Below are 23,425 nucleotides of genomic sequence, written 5' to 3' on the forward strand. Positions count from 1 at the left end.
CGGGCGGTACGCACGCCGCGGCGGCGGGGTTCATCCCGGCGGCGGGGTGCGGGTCAGGTCCAGCCGAGCTGGACCAGGGTGGGGACGGGGGGTTCGCCGCCGGCCTCGGTGAAGGCGCGCAGCGCGTCCACCAGGGCGTGCCGCTGGCCGGGCGGCATGCGGGAGACGACCTCGGCGATGCCGGCGCGGCGGCGGGCGGTGACGTCGTCGACGATGGCCCGGCCGGCGCCGGTGAGCTGGATGCTGACCTCGCGCCCGCTGTGCGGGCTGGCCTGCCGGTCCACCAGGCCGGCCGCGGCCAGCCGGTCCACCATCCGCATCGCGGTGGAGGGGTTGACCTCCAGCAGCCCGGCCAGCGTGACGAGCTTGGACGTGCCCTGCGAGGACAGCACGACGAGCAGCCGGAACTGCGGCAGCGTCACGGTGTCCTCGACGGCGGCCAGGGAGCGCACGGAGATCGCCACCAGGAGCCGGGACGCCGTCAGCACCGCCGAGGTGACCTCGTCGGCGCCGTCGCCGGCATGTTCGCTCATGACGACTTTCTACAGTGCCGCGGACGCGGCGCGCCACGTGCCCGGGTGGTCACCGGCGCTCCCCGGGCAGCAGGCCGGCGAGGAGTTCGGCGAGGGTCCTGGTCTGGTCGCGGAGCCGCTTGACGTCGTCCTCGACGTCGTCGCCCTCCATCAGCTCGGGCGCGGCGGGCGGCCTTTCGTCCATGCCCTCCAGGGCGGGCGGCTCCGACGGCAGGGCGCGCGGCACGGTGCTCCGACCGTCCGCGGCACCACCACCCCGATGGGCGGCTGCTGGTAGTCGGACGCGTCGTGGGCGTAGGCGGCGCGGGTGCCGGGGTCGAACCGGATCTCGCCGTCCACGCGGCCGGCGAGGGCGCGCCGGAACGCGTCCCCGCCGCGGGCCGCGGCGCCCGCCTCCGTCCGCTCGCCGTGCCTGGTGCCTTCCGCCGAAACAGCCATGCCGGGACGCTTACCCCTGCCGGGCCCTTCAATCGCGCCGCCGTGCGTCAGCCGGCCCTTTCCCGGACGAGCGTGCCGAGGTCCATGCGGGCCAGGCCCCGCAGGCCGGGTCGCTGCGCCAGGTGGGCGACCACGATCACGGCGAGCGCCGACCAGGCGAACGTGGCAGGCCGGATCTCGGTGTGCAGGGACATCAGGTCGCTGTTGAACGCGCCCAGGAACGCGCCGGTGGCGATCCTCCCGATGATCAGCCCGGGGACGGCGCCCGCCGCCACGACGAGGAGGTTCTCGGCGGTGACCAGGCGGGCCAGCCGCCGCCGGCCGACACCGGCGGCGCGCAGTGTGGCCAGTTCGGTGCCGCGTTCGGAGAGGTTCACCGACAGCGTCGCGAACAGGACGGTGAAGGCCAGCAGCCCGCCGAACGCGAGCATGACCGCGATGAACACGTAGAACAGGTTCATGTACTCGTCCATGGTCTTCTTGAGGGCCTGGGAGTCGGTGTAGGCGACGACGCCGGGCTGGGCCGACAGGGCGCGCTCGGCCGCGGCGCGGTCGGCGTCCGGCCCGAACCGGACGAGCACGGATGTGGGCCGCGCGGACGGCGCCCAGGCGGCGACCTGGTCCAGCGTCGCGTAGGCGTAGGTGCCGAGCGGCTCGTCCACGAACCCGGCGACGGTCGTGGTGACGGTCCGGCCGCCGGCGAGGCGCAGCCCGACGCGGTCGCCGGCGTTCACGCCGAGCTCGTCGCGCAGCGCCGCGCCGAGCAGCGCGCCGCCGGCGGGCAGGGACCGCTCGCCGCCGCCGGGGGTGAGGAACCGGTGCATCCGGGTGGCGGCGGGCAGCCCGACGACGGTGGTGGTGTAGCCCCGGTCGCCGGCGGTGATCGTGGCGGGCAGGTGCGCGGACGGTTCGGCGGCCCGCACACCCTCGGTCCCCGAGATCGCGGCCAGGGCGGCGGCGTCGGGGGGACGGCCGAGGGTGAGTTCGGCGTCCTGCCGCTGGACCTGGTCGAACTGCCGGGACACGGTCGCCTGCGACGAGTCGAGCATCCCCCACGACACGAGGATGAGCACGAGCGCGAGGACGACGCCGGTCATGGTGTAGAGGGTGCGGCGGAACTGGCGGGTGGGGCCGCGCAGCACCAGCCACGCCCCGGCGGGCAGCCGCCCGGCGGCGGGCACGGACCGCTCCAGGCGGGCGATCAGGCCCGCTCCCCCGGTGGACGGGACGGTCCCGCGCATCGCCTCGGCGGGCGGGACGCGGGCCGCCGACACCGCGGGCGCCAGCGCCGCGAGGCCGCCCGCGGCCAGCCCGAACGCCAGCCCGGACAGCATGGTGGTGGCGCGGACGGTCACCGTCGTCTCGGGCAGGCCGATCGCGTCGCCGTACAGGCGGGTGACCGACCCGGCCAGCGCGAGCCCGGCGGCGACGCCGGGAAGCGCCCCGGCGAGCCCGGCCGCGACGCCGGTGGCCAGGTAGTGCGCCACGACCGTGCGGCGGCGGAACCCGCCGGCGCGCAACGTCCCGATGATGACGCGGTCGCGTGCCACACGGCGGGTCAGCACGACGTAGACGGCGACGCCGGCGGCGGCGAGGAACAGCAGCGGGAACATCACGGCCAGCTGGGAGAACCCCTTGATGTCCTGCGCGAGGGTCGCGTTGCTGGGTTGCTCGGCGCGGGTGACCGCGGCGACCGCGCCGTGTTCCCGGGCGGCCGCGGTGAGGGAGGCGCCGAGCCGCGCGGCGTGGTCGCGTCCGGCGGCGGTGTAGTGGACGGCCACCTCGTTGGGCGTGTCCGTGCCGGCGATCCGGCGGGCGAGCGGCTCGGGAACGTACAGGACGCCGAACGATCCGGGCGCGGGCAGGATGTCCTGCCGGCTGGGTGCGGGCCAGAGGTATTCGGGCGAGGACGCGGTTCCGCGCACGCCGAGCCTCCGCCACGCCCGCCCGTCCCACACCGACACGTTCGCGCCCGGTTCCAGGCCGGCGTCCTCGGCGAGGTGCTTGTCGGCGAGGACGCCGGACGGCGCGGCGGGGTCCAGGTACCGGCCCTTGAGCACCTTGACCCGGTTGACGTCCGGCTGCGATCCGGCGGGGAACCCGGCGACGCGGCCGACGAAGGTGTTCCCGTCCGGTGTCCGCATCGGCACGTCGGCGACGGTGCGGGCGACGGCGGCCCGCACGCCGGGCCGCGACCGGGCCTCCCGCGCGATCGCGGCGGTGTCGCCGCCCGACAGCGTCAGGTCCGCGAACCGGTACTCGGCGAAAAGGTCCTGGTATCCGGAGTCCAGGTTCTTGTAGGCGTCGTAGGACGCGCCGAACAGCGCGACGCCGAGCATGACCAGCACGACCACCGACACCAGCTGGGCGGGGCGGCGGCGCAGGTCGCGCCGCAGCTTGACGTTGAGCGTGCTCACCGGGACACCTCGCTCACCAGGACACCTCGTCGGCGGTGGCGGGCTCCGCGGTGGTCGTCACCTCGGCGACGCGGCCGGAGCGCATCCGCACGACACGGTGCGCGATGGCGGCGATCGCGGCGTTGTGGGTGACGACCAGGACCGTGCGGCCCCGCCGGTTGAGGTCCTGCAGGACGTGCAGGACGCCGCGTCCGGTCTCCAGGTCCAGCGCGCCGGTCGGCTCGTCGCACAGCAGCAGTTCGGGGTCCTTGGCGATCGCGCGGGCGATCGCGACGCGCTGCTGCTCGCCGCCCGACAGCCGAGCGGGGAAGTGGCCGCCGCGGCCCGCGAGCCCGACGGCCTCCAGCGCGGCGGCGGAGCGCTCCCGCCCGCCGCGTCCGGTGAGCTCGGCGACGAGCCGGACGTTCTCCAGGGCGGTCAGCGACGGGACGAGGTTGAAGAACTGGAACACGAAGCCGACGGTGTCGCGGCGGTAGGCGGTGCGGGCGTCCTCGTCCAGGCCGGAGATGTCGCGGCCGCCCGCGACGACGACGCCGGCGGTGGCGGGCTCGATCCCGCCGATGAGGTTGAGCAGGGTCGTCTTGCCGGACCCGGACGGGCCGAGCAGGACGACGAACTCGCCGCGCCGCACCTCCAGGTCCACCTCGCGCAGCGCGCGCACCTCGGCGTGGCCGGCGCCGTAGGTCTTGCCGGCCCCGCGCAGCAGCACGGCGGGGGCACCGGCGGGGGCCGGGCCGTCCTCCCGGACCGCCGGCCGCCCGCGGTCACGACGCCTCATGGTCGTCTCCTTCGCCTGCGTCGCCTGCTTTGTCTGCTTCGCCGCCGTGGGCGCCGTGGTCGCCGTGGGCGCCGGCCGGGCGCAGCAGGGCGAGCAGCCCGGCCATCGGGCCGCCGACGTCGGTCCCGGCGTCGATCAGCACATGCAGCAGCAGCCCGTCGATCAGCGCGGCGAGCACCACGGCGAGGCCTTCGGGATCGGCGTCGGCGCGCAGCAGGCCCGCCGCCCGGTTCTCGGCGAGCCGGGCCGACAGCAGGTCCCGGAACATCCGGATCTGCCGCTCGCTCTCCTCGCGCAGTTCGCCGTCGCGGAGACCGTGCATCAGCGCCTCGACGAGCACGCGCTGCCCGGAGGAGCCGGGACCGCGGTCGATGAGGGCCCGGACGGCGTCGGCGACGCCGTCCAGCACGTCCTCGTTCCGGAGGATCGCCTCGACGGGGCCGGCCAGCTCCAGCTCCACGGCGTGCGTCACCGCGGCCCGCCGGAGCGCGTCCACCGACCCGAAGTAGTAGTGCACGAGCGCGTTGTTGGCCCGCGCCCGCTCCGCCACCCCACGCGAGGTCACCCCGGACCAGCCGCTCTCGGCCATCACCGCGACGGCCGCGTCCAGCAGCCGGATCCGCGTCGGAACCTCGTCGCCGGCCATGCTCTCCCCCACCTCTTGGTCGCTTGCTTTAAGCGACTGCTTAATTGGAGCGTACGCCGGACTCTTGCACCATGCAACGGTCGGATGCGGGACGGGCCCTGAGAATGCGGAACGTCCCCGCGCCTGGCCGGTTCGGCGGCGCGGGGACGTCCGGGTGGTGCGGGTTACGCGTCGCGGCGTTTGAGGAGGAACGCTGCCAGCGCGAGGAGCGCGAACGTCCAGAGCGCGAACACGCCGTACCCCTGCCAGGGCGTCAGCAGGTCGTCCTCGCCCTGCTGCGCCTTGGTGATCAGGTAGCCCGCCTCCGAGGGCAGGTAGGAGTAGATGTAGTCGCCGATCTTGCCGGGCAGCAGCATGGCGAGGGGCGCCAGCACGAGCACGAACCCGATCACGCCGGTGATGGCGCCGGCGGTGTGCCGCACGATCGCGCCGATGGCCAGGGCGAACAGCCCGAGCATCGCCAGGTAGAGGCCGCCGCCGACGACGGCGCGCAGCACGCCCTCGTCCCCGAGCGACACCTGCATCTTGTCGCCGATGAGCGCCGAGCCGATGAAGAACGACGTGAACGACACCGCGAGACCGACGGCGAGGACGATCAGAGCGAACACCAGGGCCTTGGCCCACAGCATCGGCAGCCGCCGCGGCACCGCCAGCAGGCTGGCGCGGATCATGCCGGTGGAGTACTCCGAGGCGATCACCAGGACGCCGAGCACGCAGACGGTCAGCTGGCCGAGGAAGAACCCGCTGCCGAGGATGAAGCTGACCGGGTCCGCGGAGACCGACGCCCGGTCGGCGGCGGTCATGTCGTCCCACTGCGCCATGGTCAGGCCCACCAGCAGGGTGGTGAACCCGAGGCTGACGATGACGAGCAGGATCAGCGTCCACAGGGTGGAGCGGACCGTGCGGATCTTCGTCCATTCGGCGAGCAGGAGCCGTGTGAAGCCGGGCCGCGGGTGCGCGGCGGGGTCGCCGGCGGGCTGCGCGGCGGGCTCGGTGGTGGCGGCGGTCATCGGGTCTCCCCCTTCTCGGCGGGACCCGCATCGAGATCGGTGCCGGGCGGGATCGCGCCGGGGGCGGGCCCACCGGCCGCGCCGTACTCGACGCTCTCGCGGGTCAGTTCCATGAACGCGGCCTCCAGCGAGCCGCGCATCGGGGTGAGCTCGTGCAGGACGGCTCCCTCGGCGGCGGCGAGTTCCCCGACGCGGGGCGCCTCCATCTGTGTGACGGTGAGCAGGGAGTCGCCGTCGGCCCGCACCTTGGCGCCCTCGGCGGTGAGGACGTCGGCGAGCCGGCCGGCGTCGGGGCTGCGGACGGTCACCATCTTCTCGGTGCTGCGCTCGACGAAGTCCTCGGTGGAGCAGTCGGCGATGAGCCTGCCGCGCCCGATGACGATGAGGTGCTCGGCGGTGACGGCCATCTCGTTCATGAGGTGGCTGGAGACGAACACGGTCCGCCCCTCGGACGCGAGCCGCTGCATCAGGGTGCGGATCCAGACGATGCCCTCCGGGTCGAGGCCGTTGACGGGCTCGTCCAGGATCAGCACCGACGGGTCGCCGAGGAGCGCGGCGGCGATGCCGAGCCGCTGCCCCATGCCGAGGGAGAAGCCCCCGGCGCGCTTGCGGGCGACGCCGGTGAGGCCGACGAGTTCGACGACCTCGTCGACGCGCTTCTTGCCGATGCCCTGCGTCTGGGCGAGTGCCAGCAGGTGGCTGTGGGCGCTGCGGCCGGTGTGGACGGCCTTGGCCTCCAGCAGCGCGCCGACGGAGCGCAGCGGGGCGGGCAGGTCGCGGTAGTGGACGCCGTGGATGCGGGCGTCGCCGCGGTCCGGCCGGTCCAGGCCGAGCAGCAGCCGCATGGTGGTGGACTTCCCGGCGCCGTTCGGGCCGAGGAAGCCGGTCACCCGCCCGGGGGCGACGGTGAAGGAAAGATCGTCCACGGCGACCTTGCCGCCATAGCGTTTGGTGAGGTTCTCCGCCTCGATCATGCACACATCCTGGATGTTTCACTGACGAAAACCGTGATCGGGATCACGGTAGCGTCCCGGACACCGGGCGCGGTTCATCCCTGGGGTGGATCCGCCTCCGACCTTCGCAGGGGGAAGTGGTCCCGGCGGACAGGGGTTCCCACATCAGGACGGGGGAACCATGCCCGCGGACCCCGGTAGGGTCGGGATCATGTCGCTTCCCGTTTCCGCACCGGCGCACGCGTCCGGCGAGTTCACCGTCGCAGGCCGGTCCGTCCACCGCCTCGGGTACGGCGCGATGCGCCTGACCGGCCCGGGGGTGTGGGGGCCGCCGCGCGACCGCGCGGAGGCGGTGCGGGTGCTGCGCCGCGCCGTCGACCTGGGCGTGGACTTCATCGACACCGCCGACTCCTACGGCCCGTTCCACAGCGAGGAGATCATCCGGGAGGCGCTGCACCCCTACCCGGACGGCCTGCTGGTCGCGACCAAGGCGGGTTTCGTGCGGACGGGTCCGAACCGGTGGCACACGCTGGGCCGTCCCGCCTACCTGCGCCAGCAGGTGGAGATGAGCCTCCGGCGCCTGGGCGTGGAGCGGATCGGGCTGTTCCAGCTGCACCGGATCGACCCGGAGGTGCCGCTCGCCGACCAGGTCGGCGAGCTGGCGGCGCTGCGCGATGAGGGCAAGATCGCCTCGATCGGTCTGTCGGAGGTGAGCGTGCGGGAGATCGAGGACGCCCGCCGCACGGCGGAGATCGTCACGGTACAGAACCGCTACAACCTCACCGACCGCGGGTCCGAGGACGTCCTGGAGCACTGCGAGGCGCAGGGCATCGGGTTCATCCCGTGGTTCCCGATCGCGGCGGGCAAGCTGGCCGAGCCGGGCGGGCCGGTGGACGAGATCGCCCGCGCCACCGGCGCCACCCCGGCGCAGGTCAGCCTGGCGTGGCTGCTGGCGCGCTCCCCGGTGATGCTGCCGATCCCCGGGACGTCCACCGTGGCGCATCTGGAGGAGAACGTCGCCGCCGCGGGCGTCGCCCTCGGCGCCGAGCAGGTCGCCGCGCTGAACGCCCGGACGTCCTGACACACCGCACCTCCCTGAGGCGCCGCACCCTCCTGAGACGCGCAGGCGCCCTCCCGCCGCGGCGGGAGGGCGCGCCGTCCGGCGGTGCCGTCAGGCGGCGACGCCGTCGGAGGCGTTGACGTCCTTGTGGAAGCGCTTGTGGACGTACAGGCGCTCGCCGAGCGTCTCGCAGCGCCACCACAGGCCGCTCGGCGGGCCGATGCGGGTGTTGCGCGGCAGTTCGCGCAGGACCTCGTTGACCGGCGTCATGCGCATGCGCCCGGAACGGCACACCAGGATGCGCCGGTCGGTGACGACGACGACCCGGTAGGCGTTGCTGAAGATGATGATCCAGTAGGACAGCAAGGCGAAGTACTGGCTGGTGGTCTGGGCGCCGAACACCGCCTGGACGTTCTCGCCTTCCTGGAGGACGTGGGCCGCGTTGGCGCGCATCTTGTCGCGGATGGCCACGGTCGGGACCTTTCTCGTGAAACACGTGGGCACCACCGTGCTCGCTGGTCCCACGGCCCTCCCTAGTGATCGGGCGCACCGATTGTGGCACCAATCACCACCGGTTGTGACGATTTCCCGACTTTGGGACATCTTCGCCCGTCCTGGGGCACTTATTGACCGTTTGCCAATAACTGGGCGAGGATGGCCGCCAGGATCCGAACCCGCCGGGAGGCCCCGTGCCCGCCACACCGCAGATGCCCGCGCCGGAACGCCTCGCCGACCGGCTCGCCGACCGGGACGTGCTGCGCGCTCTCGCCGCCGAGCCGCTCATCGGCCTCGGCGCCGGCCGTGCCCTGCTGATGCAGCTCGCGCACCCGCGGGTGGCCCGCGGCGTCGCCGAGCACAGCGACTTCGCCGACCGTCCCCTGGCGCGGCTGTTCGGCACCCTCGACTTCCTGCTGATCGTCACCTACGGGACGCCGGAGGAGGTCGCGCGGATCGCCGCGAAGGTCCGCGGCATCCACACGACCGTCCGCGGCGACGGCTACTCCGGCAACGACGCCGACCTTCAGCTGTGGGTGAACGCGACCCTCATCGACTCGGCCCTGCACATCTACGAGCACGTCATGCGGCCCGGCGACGACGAGCCGGACCTGGCCGAGGAGTACTACCGCCAGTCCCGCATCGTGGCCGAGGTGCTCGGCTGCCCGCTGGAGTCGCAGCCCGCCGACCTGGCCGCGTTCCGCGCCTACATGGCCGAGACGCTCGCCGGGCTGGAGGTGACCGACACCGCCCGCGAGGTCGCCGCCGCCGTCCTGTGGCCCCGCAAGCTGCGCCCCCTGGCCCCGGCCATGGCCGTATTCCGCCTGCTCACCGCGGCGCTGCTGCCCGAGACGCTGCGCGCGCAGTACGGGCTGCCGTGGACGCACAACCGCCGCCGCACCGCGGACCTGCTGCTGCGGACGGCCACCGACCTGCACCACCTGACGCCCGGCCCGCTGCGGCGCCCGCCCCAGCCGCTCCTGGTCAAGCTGGCGAGCCACCGCGTCGACCGGACGCTGTCTGCCCGCCGCTCCCGCCGCCGCGCCCACGCCTGACACACCCCCGGGAGGTTCGCCGATGCTGGGCGTCTTCGCCGACCTGCCCTGGTCGTACGCGGCCGGGGCGGGCATCGCGCTGGCCGCGGCGCACCAGCTGGGCGGCGCCGGTCCCGAACCGCGCCCCGCCCGGGGTGTGACGGGCCGGTACTTCATGCTCGCGATGACCTACAGCGTCGTCGTGTTCGTCCCGGCGAGCCTGCTGGTGGCGCACGCCTATCCGCGGTGGGCGACGCTGCACCACCGCGACGGCGTCCCTCTGGCCGCGCTGGCGGCGGCGGAGATCGCGCTCACCGCCGCGGGTTTCCTGGCGACCCGGTTCCTGCTGGCCGCGGGACGGTCCCGGTGGGCGGCCTGCCAGGTGCTCTTCGGGTGCCTGGCGATGTGCCTGGCCGTCGTCCACGGACCCGGCGGCGACGGGTGGAAGCGGTTCGTGTCGGCCGACCCCGCCGCGTTCGCGGACTTCCCGGAGTTCGTGCGCGCCGCCGACGCGGCGGCCGTCGCCGGGCACGTGGCCGTCTTCCTCACCTCCGGCCTCGCCGTCACCCTCTACGCCACCGGCGCGGTCACCCTCGGCGCACTCGCGCTGATCATGTGCGTGCTGCACCAGTTCGGGCTGACCGACGCCGCCGCCGACGGCCCCGGCCCGCTGCGCGCCGGGCTCGCCGCCGCCGTCACCGCCGCCGGCATCGCCGCCGTCGCCGCGCTGATCTCACTGCTGGTGCACGGCATCGGATGGGTCGCGCTCGCGGCCGTCGCCCCCGTCCTGTGGGCGGCGGTCGCCGCCCGCGGCGCCTTCGCCGCCCAGATGATCACCGACCTGGCGCTGCCCGCCGATCACCCCACCGACGAGTAGGCCACGACGCCGCGGCGCATGGCGTCCATGGCGCGGCGGGCGGTCTTGCGGATGTGGCTGTTCGGCGGGGCGGCGTCGGCGACCTGGCCGAGCAGGTCCAGGAGCTGCTTCACGGCGCGGACGAAGTCGCCCGCGGTCAGGTCGCTTTCGAGGAGGACCTCATCGAGGTCGTCGCCCTTGGCCCACCGGTATGCCGTCCACGCGAACCCCAGGTCGGGCTCGCGGAGGAACGACACCCGGTTGTCGTGCTCGACGGCCTCTAGCACGCCCCACAGCCGCACCATCGCCGCGAGGGCGTCCTGCGCGGGACCCGCGGGCGTGCGGGGCGGTGCGGCGTCGTCGGGCTGCCGCGACTCGTACACCAGCGCGGACACGCACGCCGCCAGCTCGGCGTGGCCGAGCTTCTCCCACAGGCCCTCGCGGAGGCTCTCGGCGGTCAGCAGGTCCAGCTCGTTGTAGATGCGGCCGAGGCGGCGGCCCTCCTCGGTGACCGAGTCGCCCTCCAGGTACCCGAGCTGCTGCAGGACGGCGCAGACCCGGTCGAACGTCCGCGCGATGACCTGGGAGCGGCCCTCGACGCGGCGGCGCAGCTGCTCGGTCTCGCGGTCGAGGCGGTGGTACCGCTCCGCCCACCGTGCGTGCTCCTCCCGCTGGTCGCAGCCGTGCACAGGGTGGCGGCGCAGGTCCGCGCGCAGCCGGGTGATCTCCGCGTCGTCGTCGGCGGCGGCGGAGTCGGCCCGGGACCGCTTGCGGGCCCGCACGTCGTCGGGGACCTTGTTTCGCAGCGTGGACGCCAGGTCGCGGCGGTCCTGCGGGTTGCGTGGGCTGAACGACTTGGGGATCCGGACCCGGTCGACGGGTTCGACGGCGCGGGGGAAGTCCTGGATCGACAGGCGCTGCACCGACCGGTTCACCGTCAGCACGAGCGGCGCGGGCCCGTCGGAGCGGCGCCCGACGCCGGGGTCCAGGACGACGGCGAGGCCGGAGCGGCGCCCCGACGGCACGATGATGACGTCCCCGGGCCGCAGGTGCTCCAGGGACTTCGCGGCCTCGGCGCGGCGGGCGCCGGCCCGCTCCCGCGACAGCTCCGCCTCGCGGTCCGACAGCCGCCGCCGCATCGCCGCGTACTCCATGAAGTCCCCGAGATGGCACTCGGCGGCCTTGGCGTACCCGTCGAGGGCCTCCTCGTTCTTGTGCACCTGCCGGGCCAGGCCGACGACGGCGCGGTCGGCCTGGAACTGCGCGAACGACTCCTCCAGCAGCGTGCGGGCGCGTTCGATGCCGACGGCGCCGACGAGGTTGACGGCCATGTTGTACGACGGCCGGAAGCTGGAGTTCAGCGGGTAGGTGCGGGTGCCGGCCAGGCCCGCGACCGACGCCGGCTCCACACTCGGCCCCCACACCACGACGGCGTGCCCCTCGACGTCGATGCCGCGGCGCCCGGCGCGGCCCGTCAGCTGCGTGTACTCGCCGGGCGTGAGGTCGACGTGCGCCTCGCCGTTCCACTTGTCGAGCTTCTCGATCACGACGGTGCGGGCGGGCATGTTGATGCCGAGCGCGAGCGTCTCCGTCGCGAACACCGCCTTGATCACCCCGCGGGTGAACAGCTCCTCGACGATCTCCTTGAACGTCGGCAGCATCCCGGCGTGGTGGGCGGCGACGCCGCGTTCGAGGGCGGCGAGGAAGTCGCCGTACCCGAGGATCCGCAGGTCCTCCGCGGCGATGTCGGCGGTGCGCAGCTCGGCGTGCGCGCGGATCTCCTCGGCCTCCTCCTTGGAGGTGAGCCGGATCCCGGCGTGCAGGCACTGCAGGACGGCGGCGTCGCAGCCGGCGCGGCTGAAGATGAACGTGATCGCCGGGAGCAGCCCGGCGCGTTCCAGCCGCTCGATCACGTCGGCCCGCGGCGGGGGCCGGAACCGCTGCGGGCGGGCCGTGCGGCGGCGCCCGGTGCGGCGCCCCTGGTTGACCTTGGCGCGGCGGACCTCCTCCACCGCCATCCGGGTGAGCTGCGGGTTCAGCCGGGCCTGCCGGTCCCCGCCCTTGCCGGTGTCGACGAAGAGGTCGTACAGGCGGGCGCCGACCAGCATGTGCTGGAACAGCGGGACGGGACGGTGCTCATCGACGATCACCGACGTGTCGCCGCGGACCTCCTGGAGCCACTCGCCGAACTCCTCGGCGTTGCTGACCGTCGCCGACAGCGCCACGATCCGCACCGACTCGGGAACGTGGATGATCACCTCTTCCCAGACGGCGCCGCGGAACCGGTCGGCGAGGTAGTGCACCTCGTCCATCACCACGAACGCCAGCCCGCCGAGGGTGTGCGACCCCGCGTACAGCATGTTGCGCAGCACCTCGGTCGTCATCACGACGATCGGCGCCTCGCCGTTGACGCTGTTGTCGCCGGTGAGCAGCCCCACCTTCTCGGGCCCGTAGCGGCGGACGAGGTCGGCGTACTTCTGGTTCGACAGCGCCTTGATCGGCGTGGTGTAGAAGCATTTGGTGCCGCCGGTGAGGGCGAGGTGCACGGCGAACTCCCCCACCACCGTCTTTCCCGATCCGGTGGGCGCGGCGACCAGGACGCCGCTGCCGCCCTCCAGCGCCTGGCACGCCTCGATCTGGAACGGGTCCAGGTCGAAGTCGTACAGGGTGCGGAAGTCCAGCAGGGCCGGGCCGCTGCCCTCGGTGCGCTCACGGTAGGCGGCGTACCGCTGGGCCGGGGTCTGCCCGGCCGACGTCGTGTCGGGGGAGGTCATGCCTTCGAGCCTACGGTTCCGACCGGCCCGATTCCCAATCAGTTCCCGAGCCGGGCCGGACGGCGCGGAACGTCAGCCGGTCCGGCCGCCCTTCTCCAGCTCCGCGTCGATCTTCTCCAGGTCCAGCGGGGACACCTCGTCGTCGGCCAGGCCCTCGTACGGGTCGGGCTCGCGGGCCCGGCGGCGGTCGTGCAGGAACGCGATCAGCTCGGCGACCTCGAACAGCACGATCGTCGGGAGCGCCAGCGCCAGCATCGTGAACGGGTCCTGGCTGGGGGTGGCGATCGCGGCGAACACGAACACGCCGAAGACCAGCATCCGCCGCGACTTGCGGATCCGCTCGTGGGTGAGAACGCCGGCGAGGTTCAGCATCACCACGAACAGCGGCAGCTCGAACGTCAGCCCGAAGATGAACAGCATCGCCTGCGCGTAGCCGAGATAGTCCTGGACGCCGACCAGGACGGTCGTGTCGCCCGGCGCGAGCCCGATGAAGATCTCCAGGCCCTTGTCCATCGTCACGTACGCCAGCGCCGCGCCGAGGCAGAACAGCGGAACCGCCGCCGCCAGGAACACATACGTCCAGCGGCGCTCCTTGTTGTACAGGCCCGGCGCGACGAACGCCCAGAGCTGGTACAGCCACACCGGCGACGACAGCACCGCCCCGACCATCAGCGAGACCTTCAGCCGGACGAAGAACCCGTCGAAGATCCCGTGCACGACCAGGTCGCACTTGCCCTCCAGGCAGTGCTCGGCCGGGATCCGCGTGTACGGCTGCTTGAGGAAGTCCCAGATCGGCTCGAAAAGGATCCACCCGACGATCGCACCGAGCACCAGGCCCAGGATCGCCTTGATCAGCCGGTTGCGCAGCTCACGGAGATGCTCCAAGAGAGGCATGCGACCTTCGGGGGCGGTGTCGCTCCTGCTCAGCTTCATCGTCGGCATTCAGGTCGGGGGCGGGCGGCGGTCGCGTGCGGCGGTCAGCCGCCCTTGTGGGCCCTGCCGGGGTCCGAGACCGGCACGCCCTGGATCGGCTCGCCGGCGCCGAGCGCGCCGCGGGCACGCTGGGCGTCGCCGGCCGCCTCGTCCCGCGGGGCCTGCCCCTCCTGCGCGGACCCGGCGGCCTTGGCCGTCCTGCCGTCCGCGTCGCCGTCGTCGTCGTCGTGCAGGCCCTTGGTCTCCGCCTTCAGGATCCGCGCCGACTTGCCCAGCGACCGCGCGAGCGTCGGGAGCTTCGCCGATCCGAACAGCAGCAGAACGACTGCCAGGATGATCAGAATCTCGGTCGTGCCAAGTCCAGCCATGACATTCCTCTTCAGCAGGGGCGCTCAGGACGATCGTACGCCGTCTTCGGGTGATTGTGACGCACGCGTTTCCTCCATCCGGGGGACTTCATCGCGCAGCACCGACAGTTTCGGTTCCAGCCGCCGCCTCGTCCGCTCCAGTTCACGCCCGAAACGCCGCACGCCCAGCCACACCTTGAACGCGCACCAGGCGAGCACGGCCAGGCCGAGGAAGCCCAGCGACACCGACACCGCAACCCACGCCACACCGCCACGGTAGCCGATCCGCTCAGGCCATGCCGTAGCGGGCCAGCGCCCGCACCGCGTCCTCGCGGATCCCCGACGCCAGCCGCGCGGGCGACACGACCCGCCCCTGGTCGCCGAGCCGCAGCGCCAGGCCCCGCACCCACCGGGTGTCGGGCGTGCGCAGCACCACCTGCAGCCGCCCCTCCCCCAGCTCCTCGACGCTCTCGCACGGGTAGTAGTCGGCCACCCACCGGCCCCGCGGCGTCAGCTCCAGCGTCACCGCCTCGTCCTGCGGCGACGGGCGGAACAGGCCCGCGTCCACGTCGATCGGCTCGGCGTCGTCCGGCACGCTCGCCGGCACGTCCAGCACCGCCAGATCGGCGATCCGGTCGAGCTTGAACAGCCGCACCGCCTCCGCCCGGCGGCACCAGCCCTCCAGGTAGGTGTTGCCCTCCACGACCAGCAGCCGCATCGGGTCCACATCGCGTTCGGTGTTCTCGTCCCGCGCCGGGACGTAGTACGTCAGGTGCACGCGGCGGCCCCGGGCGATCGCGTCCCGCAGCGTGCCGAGACCGCTGCGCCCCGGGTCGTCCGACCCGCCGTACGCGTCCACCTCCACCGCGACCTGGCTGGACACCGCCGCCGCCGCGCCCGCCGCGTTCTCCAGCTTGGCGATCACCCTGCTGAGCGCGTCCCGGTCGTCCAGGCCGGGGATGCCCGCGAGCATCCGCAGCGCCACCAGAAGCGCCGACGCCTCGTCCACCTTCAGCCGCAGCGGCCGCGCGATCGACTCCGCCTCCGCCACCGTGATCTCCCCGCCCTCGTAGGACAGGTCGATCGGGCAGTACGGATCCGGCGCCCGCAGCTCCACGCACCACAGCAGGTTCAGGTCGTCGATCAGCTGCTTCTCCGTCACCCCGAACGCGGCGGCCGCCTCCTCCAGCGCCACCGAGTCGCGGTTCACCACGTACGGGACGAGCGCCAGCAGCCGCCCCAGCCGGTCCGTCGACGTCGTCGCCGGCCCCTTCGCGGCGCTCCTCCCGGTCGCCTTCGCGGTCGCCTTCGCGGTCACCGGCCGTTCACCGTCCCGTCCGTCCCGTCCATCCCGGCCGCCCCCTGCTGCCCGGCCAGCACCGACTTCAGATGCTGGATCACCGCTTCCCGCAGGTCCGGCGGATCCAGCACCACCACGTCGTCGGCGAACCGCGCCAGATACGGCGCGAACCGGTCCGCGTCACGGAACGTGAGGGTCGCCTCGTCCCATTCCCCGTCGGCGGGCCCGTCCTGCGCGGGCCGCACGTCCCTGGCCCACCGCCGCGGCCCCTGCGCCGCACCCGCCCGCAGCAGCACCGCCGCCGGGCGCGGCTCGCTCACCGGATCGCCCCAGTCGAACGCGATGCGCCGCACGTCCACCCCGTCGGGGACGGTCACCGACCCGGCCGGCCCGTCCGCCGCCACGTCCCCGGCGATCCGGCTCAGCCGGAACACCCGCTGCTCGTCACGGTCCCGGTCGAACCCCACCACGTACCAGCGGCCCCGCCGGCTCACCACGCCCCACGGCTCCAGATGCCGCCGCACGACCGACGTCCGCCCGATCCCCTGGTAGTCGAACGCGACCGGCCGCCCGTCCCGCACCGCCTCCCACAGCGCCGGGAACGCCGGATCCTGCGTGTCGACCCGCGGCTCGATGCCCACCGCCGCCGGCGCGTCGGTCTCCACTCCCGCCGCCCGCAGCTTCAGCAGCGCCCCGGACGCCGCCTCCGCCATGCTGGCCCGCTGCCACACCCGCGCCGCCAGCCCCAGCACCGCCGCCTCGTCCGGCGACAGATGGATGTCGGGAAGCTCGTAGGCCTGCGGCGGGATCCGGTACCCGATCTCCTCACCGCCGCCGCCCTGCTGGTCGCTGCCCACCTCCAGCGGCACGCCCAGCTCCCGCAGCTCCTCCTTGTCCCGCTCGAACATCCGCTTGAACGCCTCGTCGGAGTCCGGGTAGCCGGGCACCGCGCGGCGGATCTGCTCGGCCGTCAGATAGCGCCGGGTGGCGAGCAGGCAGACCACCAGATTGAGCAGCCGCTCGGTCTTGCGCCGCGACACCTCGTCACCACCTCATCGCTCCATCGACCCCTGAACCGCGCTCGGCGGGTCCGGCCGTCCACGGCCGCGCCCCGCCGTTCAGGACGCTACCGTTTCCCGGTGTGATCCGATGGCGCAAAGGCACAGTTGAGGACATCCGCCGCGAATGGCCCGGGGCGGTCGAGCTGAACGTCTCGATCGGGGGCGACGGCACGCACCGCGCCCTGGCCTATCCCGCCCTCGTGGGACGTCCCGAACCCGGCGACACCGTCCTGCTCAACACTACGGCCTTGGCGATGGGCCTCGGCACCGGCGGCTACGCCATGGTCGTCGCCATCCCCGACCGGCTCCCGCCCGACCCGGCCGGCCCCGGCCACCTCGTCAAGGCCCGCTACACGCCCCTGCAGGCCACCGTCCTCGGCGCCGACGAGCAGGACTCCCCCCACCACGACGTCCTCCGCGACGCCGACTCACTCGGCGGCATGCCCGTCGTCATCGCCGACCTGCACTCCGCGCTCCCGCCGATCCTCGCCGCGCTCCTGGCCGAGCGGCCGTCCGCCCGCGTCGTGTACGTCATGCCGGACGGCGGGGCGCTGCCGTCCTGGTTCTCCATGTCCATCGCCCGCCTCAAGGACGCCGGCGTCCTCGCCGGCACCGTCACCGCCGGGCAGGCCTTCGGCGGCGACCTCGAAGCCGTCACCGTCCACACCGGCCTCCTCGCCGCACGCCTCATCCTGGGCGCCGACGCCGCCGTCCTCGCACAAGGCCCCGGGAACCTCGGGACGGGCACCCGCTGGGGCTTCTCGGGCGTCACGGCCGGGGAGGCCGTCAACGCCGCGTCCGTCCTCGGCGGCCGCCCCGTCGGGTCCCTGCGCGTCAGCGAAGGCGACAAGCGCGAACGCCACATCGGCGTCTCCCACCACTCCCTCACCGCCTACGGCCGCGTCGCCCTCGCCGCCGCCGACATCCCCGTCCCCGAACTCGGCGGCCCCTTCGGCGCCCGCGTCGCCGCCGCCGCCGCGCCCCTGGGCGACCGCCACCGCCTCGTCCCCGTCCCCGTCGACGGCCTCCGCGAGACCCTCGGCGCCGCCGAGGAGGACTGGGGCGTCCGGCTGTCCACCATGGGCCGCCGCCTCGACGAGGACCTCCCCTACTTCCTCGCCGCCGCCGCCGCGGGCCGCCACACCGCCGCCCTCCTCGCCTGACGCCTCAGACGGCCGCGGGCTCCCCGCTGCCCGCGGCCTCCCCGGCCGTGTAGGCCGAGGCGAAGGTGAAGGCGCCCGGGGACGGGCCCTCCTCGCGGAGCCGGGCCAGGCGCTCCAGGCCCTCCTCGACGGTCGGGATGTACCCGGCGGGGACCCACCACATGACGGCGTGCGCGTCCACATGCCGCCGGAACCACTCCCGGCGGCGCCGCATCGTCTCCAAATGCGCGCTGCGGTAGACGAAGTCCCACAGCGACTCGGCCGACTCCCACACCGAGAAGTTGACGATCACGTCCTCACCGGCGGGGCGCATCCCGGTGGCGTCGGGCCGGCCCTCCTCCGTCAGCCGCCACACGAACCCGGGGGCCGCGTCGGCGAGCGCGTTGAGGGGTTCGAGCATCGCGACGAAGTCCGCCGTCCGCGGATCGTCCAGCGGGAAGCTGAGCGTGGCGACGTTGAACTGGGCGAGGTGGTGCGCGCGGGCGCGCTCGTGTCCGGTCATGGGCTTCACCCCACCACGGCGCCCGCTTCTATGTCAACGCTCATTGTTTTTAGAAGGTTCGGCCACCACACAACACCAGCCCGGCCGCGGATCCATCCGCACACGCACCTGCGAAGACCCCTCCACAAGCCCCTCCAGCAACGCGAGATTCATCCCGCACACCAACGGCGGGAACGCCTCAGCCACCACATGGAACGGGCAATTGCGCATCCGCAGAACCGCGCCGCCCTCATCCCGAACGGGGTCATAGCCACGAGCGGACAACACGCCCGCCAACTCGTCCAGATCCCCGCACGCCCCGCCCGGCCCACGCAGCGCCCGGCCACGCCGCCGCGCCGCCTCCCGCACCTCCACGTCCAGCCCGGCAGCCTCCGCCGCCTCCGCCAGCAACCCCGCGGCCGTCCGGTAATCACGCGCCGGCACCGACACGCCCCGCTCCCCCGCCGACCGCCGGTACACCTTCGCGGGACGCCCGGCACCCGGCCCCGAACGCCCCGTCAGCCGCCGGCTCCCCGCCTCCAGCAACCCCGCGTCCACCAGTTTGTCCAGATGAAACGCCGCCAGCGTCCGCGCCACACCCGCAGCCTCGGCCGCCTCGTTCCGCCCCACCTCACGGCCCCGCCCCGCCACGAACTCGTACAGCCGCCGCCGCACCGGATCCTGCAGCAACGCGATCGCGTCGATGTCCTCCACCCCGCCATTCTAAGAACAACGAGGACTCCGCTTAGAACGGAGCGGCCACCACCGTCAATGCGCGCCCAGCAGGTCCACCACGAACACCAGCGTGTCGCTCCCCTTGATCCCGAACTGCGCCAGGCCCTTCTCCCCGTACCCCAGCGACGGCGGCACCACCAGCAGCAACCGGCTCCCCACCCGCTGCCCCACCAGACCCTGATCCCAGCCCTTCATCACCTGACCGGTCCCGATCGTCACCGCCGCCGGATGCCCCTCGGACCACGACGAGTTGAACACCTTCCCGTCACGCCAGAAATACCCCCCATACTGCAACGCCAGCAGCTGCCCCTTCCGCACCGCCGGGCCATCCCCCCGCACCAGCGCCCGCACCTGCAGCTTCCTCGGCGCCGCACCCTTCGGCATCGCCACCGCCGGCGCCTGCCCCGCCGCCGCGTCCCCCACCTTCGGCAGCCCCGGATCACTCAGCGGCGCCTGCTTCTCCCCGCGCGGACCCGCCGTCCGCGAATACACCGCCCGCACGTCCAGCACGTACACCAGCGTGTCGTCCTTGCCCACCTGATGCTTCGGGTCGCCCTTCTCACCGAAACCCTCATTCGGCGGAATCCGCGCCACCACACGCGACCCCGGACGCGCCCCCTCCAGCGCCTTCGTCAACCCCGGCACCAGCTGACCCGTCGGGAACGCACCCGGCCGCCCCTTCGGATAACTGCTCGCCAGCAGCTTCCGCTCAGACTCACTCCACCGGTAACCCACATAATCGGCCACCACCAGATCACCCTTGCGCGCCGCCGCGCCGTCCCCCTCCTTGAGGGTCTCCACAGCCAGAGACTCACCCGGCGCGCCCTCCGGGAACTCCACGTCCGGCAGCTTCCCGAAATCACCGCGCACCGTGACGTCCAAACCGCCACCCGAACACGCGGACAACACCAACGGCGCGGTCAACACGGCGACCACGGGCAACAACCGGACACGACGACGCATACGGGGGTCCTTCGAGGGGTGGGCGAGCGCTACTGCGCGCTCACCCTACCGCCCAAGTGACCGGCCGGTAGCCCCCGGCGCCCGCGTGTCGCACCCACCCCTACATACCGGCGATCAGCTTGTCCACCCGCTCATCCACCGACCGGAACGGGTCCTTGCACAACACCGTCCGCTGCGCCTGATCGTTCAGCTTCAGATGCACCCAGTCCACCGTGAAATCACGCCGCTTCTCCTGCGCCTTCCGGATGAACTCACCCCGCAGCCGCGCCCGCGTCGTCTGCGGCGGAACCGACTTCGCCTCGAAGATGTCCAGATCCCGCGTCACCCGATCCACCGCCCCCCGCTTCTCCAGCAGGTAATACAACCCCCGCTCACGATGCACATCGTGATACGTCAGATCCAGCTGCGCCACCCGCGGCGACGACAACGGCAGATCATACTTCCGCCGATACCGCTCGATCAGCTGATACTTCGCCACCCAGTCGATCTCCCGCGCCACCAGATCCAGCTCGCCCGTCTCCACCGCACGCAGCGTCCGCTCCCACAGCTCCAGCACCCGCTTCGCCGTCGCGTCCCCGCCACGCGCATCCACGAAATCGCGCGCCTTCCCGTAATACTCCTTCTGGATCTCCAGCGAACTCGCCTCCCGGCCGTTCGCCAGCCGCACCTTCCGCCGCCCCGTCATGTCATGACTGACCTCACGGATCGCCCGGATCGGATTCTCCAGCGTCAGATCGCGCATCACCACGCCCGCCTCGATCATCCGCAGCACCAGATCCGTCGCGCCCACCTTCAGCAGCATCGTCGTCTCACTCATGTTCGAGTCACCGACGATCACATGCAGCCGCCGGAACCGCTCCGCATCCGCATGCGGCTCATCCCGCGTATTGATGATCGGACGCGACCGCGTCGTCGCCGACGACACACCCTCCCAGATGTGCTCCGCCCGCTGCGAAACGCAGTACACCGCCCCACGCGGCGTCTGCAGCACCTTCCCCGCACCACAGATGATCTGCCGCGTCACCAGATACGGAATCAGCACATCCGCCAGCCGGCCGAACTCCCCATGCCGCCCCACCAGATAATTCTCATGGCAGCCGTACGAGTTCCCCGCCGAATCCGTGTTGTTCTTGAACAGATAGATGTCACCGGCGATGCCCTCCTCACGGAGCCGCCGCTCGGCGTCCACCAGCAGACCCTCCAGGATCCGCTCACCCGCCTTGTCATGCGTCACCAGATCAACGACACTGTCGCACTCCGGGGTCGCATACTCCGGGTGACTCCCCACGTCCAGGTAGAGCCGCGCCCCATTACGCAGGAACACGTTGCTGCTACGACCCCACGACACCACCCTCCGGAACAGATAGCGCGCCACCTCGTCCGGTGACAACCGCCGCTGCCCCCGGAAGGTACAGGTGACGCCGTACTCGTTCTCAAGCCCGAAGATGCGCCTGTCCACATCACGACCCTATGCGGCCGAGCCCCGACTTGGCAGTCTCTCCAGCCCACCGTTTCCCCCGAACCGACCCCCGCCGCACACACGACAGGCCCGCCACGGCAAGGGCGGCCACCACCACCCCGCCACGACGGGCCCGCACCCGGCCGGAACCCCGCCACCAGGCGACGCCCCGACCAGCCGATCAGTCCCCGACCAGCCGATCAGCCCTCGTCCAGCCGATCAGTCTTCGTCCTCCCCGGCGCCCTTCGCCGGCCGCGCCGGACCCGAACCGGTGTCCGCACCCGGCCCGGCGTCCACCTCCGCGTCCTCCCCGCCCGAAGACCCCCCGGACGCCCCCTCGTCCGCCGCCGACAGCAGATCACCGATCCGCGCCGCCGCCAGCCGCTTGAACAGCCGGTGCTCACGATTGCGGTCCAGCACCGCGACCTCCAGCGACGTCGCCTCCAGATGCCGGTCCGTATCCTGCGCCTCCAGCGCCCGCACCGCCGTCCGCAACGCCTCCGCCAGCGACGAACCCTCCCGGTAGCCGTCCTTCAACGACTCCGCGACCGCGTCCGCCTGCCCGCCCATCGCCACATAACCGTGCTCGTCCGCCACCGAACCATCGAACGTCAGCCGGTAGATCTGATCCGTCTCCGCGCCATCGCCCACCTCCGCGACGACCAGCTCCACCTCGTACGGCTTGTTCGTCTCCGTGAAGATCGTCCCCAGCGACTGCGCGTACACGTTCGCCAGACCCCGCGCCGTCACATCCCGGCGGTCGTACTGATACCCGTTGATGTCCGCGTACCGCACCCCGCCCAGCCGCAGATTCTCGAACTCGTTGTACTTCCCCACCGCCGCGAACGCGATCCGGTCGTAAATCTCACTGATCTTGTGCAGCGCCCGCGACGGATTGTCCGCCACGAACAGGATGCCGTCGTCATACTGCAGCACCACGACACTGCGGCCACGCGCGATCCCTTTACGCGCATAGTCCGCCTTGTCCTTCATCTGCTGTTCGGGCGAAACGTAGAACGGCATGGACACCGGTCTGGATCCCTTCTATCGCAGCGGGGCGGTCGGCCCGCCCGGCGAGTCGTAACGTCCATCGACGACGGTCTGCGCCAACGCGCCCACCTCGTCCTCGCCCAGCCGGCGATACCCCTCCGACGTCACCGACGCCACCACCGGAAAAATCCGGCGCGTCAGATCGGGCCCACCCGTCGCCGAATCATCATCGGCCGCGTCGTACAACGCCTGCACGCACACCAGCGCCGCGTCCTCCGCCGACAATTCCGGCCGGTACAGCTTCTTCAGCGCACCCCGCGCGAACACCGACCCCGAGCCGACCGAGTGGAAATCCCGCTCCTCATACCGGCCCCCCGCCGGGTCGTAGGAGAAGATCCGCCCCTCGTCGCGCTCCTCGTCATAGCCCGCGAACAACGGCACCACCGCCAGCCCCTGCATCGCCATCGCCAGGTTCTGCCGCACCATCGTCGCCAGCCGGTTCGCCTTGCCCTCCACCGACAGCGTCCGGCCCTCACGCTTCTCGTAATGCTCCAGCTCCACCTGGAACAACCGCACCATCTCGATGCCGATCCCCGCCGTCCCCGCGATCGCGATCGCCGAGAACTCATCCGCCCGGAACACCTTCTCGATGTCCCGCTGCGCGATCACATTCCCCGCGGTCGCCCGCCGGTCCCCCGCCATCACCACCCCGCCGGGGAAACTCACCGTCACGATCGTCGTCCCGTGCGGGATCTCATCCCCCACCCGCGACGCCGGCGGCGTCCGCCTGCCGGGCAGCGACTCCGGCGAGTACGCCCCCAGGAACTCCGTGAACGACGACATGTCCGGGCTCGCGAACAACCCCGGCAGACGCCCGGTGTGCGATTCGTGGGACGCCACGCGACTCCCTTCCCTTCGACCAAGGCACCGGCTCCTCACAACCCCACCGGCGCGGACGACTACGACCCTACTGTTCAAGGTCGCCCACGCGCATGCCGC

At 72.7% G+C, this 23,425-nt stretch carries 25 protein-coding genes; 4 read left to right on the forward strand and 21 right to left on the reverse strand.

The window, feature by feature from the left end; translation table 11 throughout:
• Positions 1 to 53: 53 nt before the first annotated feature.
• The 8 genes from ACGFK0_RS14350 to ACGFK0_RS14385 form a co-directional block, all read right to left on the reverse strand.
• Positions 54 to 533, reverse strand: a complete 480-nt coding sequence (locus tag ACGFK0_RS14350) for a MarR family winged helix-turn-helix transcriptional regulator (protein ID WP_392904532.1) — start codon at positions 531 to 533, stop codon at positions 54 to 56.
• Between the two features lie 49 nt (positions 534 to 582).
• A complete protein-coding gene (locus ACGFK0_RS14355; protein WP_392904534.1) occupies positions 583 to 717 on the reverse strand; it encodes a hypothetical protein in 135 nt (44 codons plus the stop codon).
• Entirely contained in the window at positions 684 to 971 is a 288-nt protein-coding gene (locus ACGFK0_RS14360) for a hypothetical protein (protein ID WP_392904537.1), read from the reverse strand. Before ACGFK0_RS14360 ends, ACGFK0_RS14355 begins: the two co-directional genes overlap by 34 nt.
• Before the next feature lie 47 nt (positions 972 to 1,018).
• Positions 1,019 to 3,388, reverse strand: a complete 2,370-nt coding sequence (locus tag ACGFK0_RS14365; protein ID WP_392904539.1) for an FtsX-like permease family protein — start codon at positions 3,386 to 3,388, stop codon at positions 1,019 to 1,021.
• A gap of 13 nt (positions 3,389 to 3,401) precedes the next feature.
• Positions 3,402 to 4,166, reverse strand: coding sequence for an ABC transporter ATP-binding protein (locus tag ACGFK0_RS14370; protein ID WP_392904542.1), 765 nt, complete (start codon positions 4,164 to 4,166; stop codon positions 3,402 to 3,404).
• Positions 4,153 to 4,812, reverse strand: coding sequence for a TetR/AcrR family transcriptional regulator (locus ACGFK0_RS14375; protein ID WP_392904544.1), 660 nt, complete (start codon positions 4,810 to 4,812; stop codon positions 4,153 to 4,155). The genes ACGFK0_RS14370 and ACGFK0_RS14375 overlap by 14 nt, the downstream gene beginning before the upstream one ends.
• Before the next feature lie 164 nt (positions 4,813 to 4,976).
• Positions 4,977 to 5,822: an ABC transporter permease subunit gene (locus ACGFK0_RS14380; RefSeq protein ID WP_392904547.1), complete on the reverse strand. Its 846-nt coding sequence runs from the start codon at positions 5,820 to 5,822 to the stop codon at positions 4,977 to 4,979.
• A complete protein-coding gene (locus ACGFK0_RS14385; protein ID WP_392904550.1) occupies positions 5,819 to 6,796 on the reverse strand; it encodes an ABC transporter ATP-binding protein in 978 nt (325 codons plus the stop codon). Before ACGFK0_RS14385 ends, ACGFK0_RS14380 begins: the two co-directional genes overlap by 4 nt.
• Before the next feature lie 190 nt (positions 6,797 to 6,986).
• On the opposite strand from ACGFK0_RS14385, the gene ACGFK0_RS14390 reads away from it, so the two are divergent.
• The gene (locus tag ACGFK0_RS14390) at positions 6,987 to 7,856 is read left to right on the forward strand and encodes an aldo/keto reductase (RefSeq protein WP_392904552.1); all 870 of its coding nucleotides are present in this window, start codon (positions 6,987 to 6,989) and stop codon (positions 7,854 to 7,856) included.
• A gap of 90 nt (positions 7,857 to 7,946) precedes the next feature.
• On the opposite strand, the gene ACGFK0_RS14395 is transcribed toward ACGFK0_RS14390, so the two are convergent.
• Positions 7,947 to 8,306 (reverse strand): hypothetical protein, encoded by a 360-nt coding sequence (locus ACGFK0_RS14395; RefSeq protein ID WP_392904555.1) that lies wholly within the window; start codon positions 8,304 to 8,306, stop codon positions 7,947 to 7,949.
• A 218-nt stretch (positions 8,307 to 8,524) separates the two neighbouring features.
• On the opposite strand from ACGFK0_RS14395, the gene ACGFK0_RS14400 reads away from it, so the two are divergent.
• Together ACGFK0_RS14400 and ACGFK0_RS14405 are read left to right on the forward strand one after the other, a co-directional pair.
• Positions 8,525 to 9,385 carry an oxygenase MpaB family protein gene (locus ACGFK0_RS14400; RefSeq protein ID WP_392904557.1) on the forward strand — a complete coding sequence of 287 codons (861 nt, stop codon included), beginning with the start codon at positions 8,525 to 8,527 and terminating at the stop codon, positions 9,383 to 9,385.
• 22 nt (positions 9,386 to 9,407) lie between these two features.
• The gene (locus ACGFK0_RS14405; RefSeq protein ID WP_392904560.1) at positions 9,408 to 10,241 is read left to right on the forward strand and encodes a hypothetical protein; all 834 of its coding nucleotides are present in this window, start codon (positions 9,408 to 9,410) and stop codon (positions 10,239 to 10,241) included.
• Here ACGFK0_RS14405 and ACGFK0_RS14410 read toward each other — a convergent pair.
• From ACGFK0_RS14410 to ACGFK0_RS14435, 6 genes are all read right to left on the reverse strand, one after another.
• Positions 10,223 to 12,994, reverse strand: a complete 2,772-nt coding sequence (locus ACGFK0_RS14410) for a DEAD/DEAH box helicase (protein ID WP_392904563.1) — start codon at positions 12,992 to 12,994, stop codon at positions 10,223 to 10,225. The genes ACGFK0_RS14405 and ACGFK0_RS14410 overlap by 19 nt on opposite strands.
• A 72-nt stretch (positions 12,995 to 13,066) precedes the next feature.
• Positions 13,067 to 13,888, reverse strand: a complete 822-nt coding sequence (gene tatC / locus ACGFK0_RS14415) for a twin-arginine translocase subunit TatC (RefSeq protein ID WP_392904565.1) — start codon at positions 13,886 to 13,888, stop codon at positions 13,067 to 13,069.
• 83 nt (positions 13,889 to 13,971) lie between these two features.
• Entirely contained in the window at positions 13,972 to 14,295 is a 324-nt protein-coding gene (gene tatA, locus ACGFK0_RS14420) for a Sec-independent protein translocase subunit TatA (RefSeq protein ID WP_392904568.1), read from the reverse strand.
• A gap of 24 nt (positions 14,296 to 14,319) precedes the next feature.
• A complete protein-coding gene (locus ACGFK0_RS14425; protein ID WP_392904571.1) occupies positions 14,320 to 14,541 on the reverse strand; it encodes a hypothetical protein in 222 nt (73 codons plus the stop codon).
• A gap of 22 nt (positions 14,542 to 14,563) precedes the next feature.
• Positions 14,564 to 15,592 carry a helix-turn-helix transcriptional regulator gene (locus tag ACGFK0_RS14430; RefSeq protein WP_392904573.1) on the reverse strand — a complete coding sequence of 343 codons (1,029 nt, stop codon included), beginning with the start codon at positions 15,590 to 15,592 and terminating at the stop codon, positions 14,564 to 14,566.
• Positions 15,589 to 16,614, reverse strand: a complete 1,026-nt coding sequence (locus ACGFK0_RS14435; RefSeq protein ID WP_392904575.1) for a helix-turn-helix transcriptional regulator — start codon at positions 16,612 to 16,614, stop codon at positions 15,589 to 15,591. Before ACGFK0_RS14435 ends, ACGFK0_RS14430 begins: the two co-directional genes overlap by 4 nt.
• A gap of 101 nt (positions 16,615 to 16,715) precedes the next feature.
• Here ACGFK0_RS14435 and ACGFK0_RS14440 point away from each other — a divergent pair, with 101 nt between their 5' ends.
• Positions 16,716 to 17,798 carry a DUF3866 family protein gene (locus ACGFK0_RS14440; RefSeq protein WP_392904578.1) on the forward strand — a complete coding sequence of 361 codons (1,083 nt, stop codon included), beginning with the start codon at positions 16,716 to 16,718 and terminating at the stop codon, positions 17,796 to 17,798.
• Between the two features lie 4 nt (positions 17,799 to 17,802).
• On the opposite strand, the gene ACGFK0_RS14445 is transcribed toward ACGFK0_RS14440, so the two are convergent.
• From ACGFK0_RS14445 to prcB, 6 genes are all read right to left on the reverse strand, one after another.
• Positions 17,803 to 18,300, reverse strand: coding sequence for a DUF3291 domain-containing protein (locus ACGFK0_RS14445; protein ID WP_392904581.1), 498 nt, complete (start codon positions 18,298 to 18,300; stop codon positions 17,803 to 17,805).
• 33 nt (positions 18,301 to 18,333) lie between these two features.
• A complete protein-coding gene (locus ACGFK0_RS14450; RefSeq protein WP_392904588.1) occupies positions 18,334 to 18,993 on the reverse strand; it encodes a helix-turn-helix transcriptional regulator in 660 nt (219 codons plus the stop codon).
• A 54-nt stretch (positions 18,994 to 19,047) separates the two neighbouring features.
• Positions 19,048 to 19,977 carry an FKBP-type peptidyl-prolyl cis-trans isomerase gene (locus tag ACGFK0_RS14455; protein ID WP_392904590.1) on the reverse strand — a complete coding sequence of 310 codons (930 nt, stop codon included), beginning with the start codon at positions 19,975 to 19,977 and terminating at the stop codon, positions 19,048 to 19,050.
• A 100-nt stretch (positions 19,978 to 20,077) separates the two neighbouring features.
• The gene (pafA, locus tag ACGFK0_RS14460; RefSeq protein ID WP_358466927.1) at positions 20,078 to 21,436 is read right to left on the reverse strand and encodes a Pup--protein ligase; all 1,359 of its coding nucleotides are present in this window, start codon (positions 21,434 to 21,436) and stop codon (positions 20,078 to 20,080) included.
• 219 nt (positions 21,437 to 21,655) lie between these two features.
• Positions 21,656 to 22,459, reverse strand: a complete 804-nt coding sequence (gene prcA / locus ACGFK0_RS14465) for a proteasome subunit alpha (protein WP_392904593.1) — start codon at positions 22,457 to 22,459, stop codon at positions 21,656 to 21,658.
• A gap of 21 nt (positions 22,460 to 22,480) precedes the next feature.
• Complete coding sequence (gene prcB, locus ACGFK0_RS14470) at positions 22,481 to 23,269, reverse strand: proteasome subunit beta (protein WP_392905124.1); 789 nt, start codon at positions 23,267 to 23,269, stop codon at positions 22,481 to 22,483.
• Between the last annotated feature and the right edge of the window lie 156 nt (positions 23,270 to 23,425).

The organism is Spirillospora sp. NPDC048823 (assembly GCF_043198445.1).
Classification (GTDB): Bacteria; Actinomycetota; Actinomycetes; order Streptosporangiales; family Streptosporangiaceae; genus Spirillospora.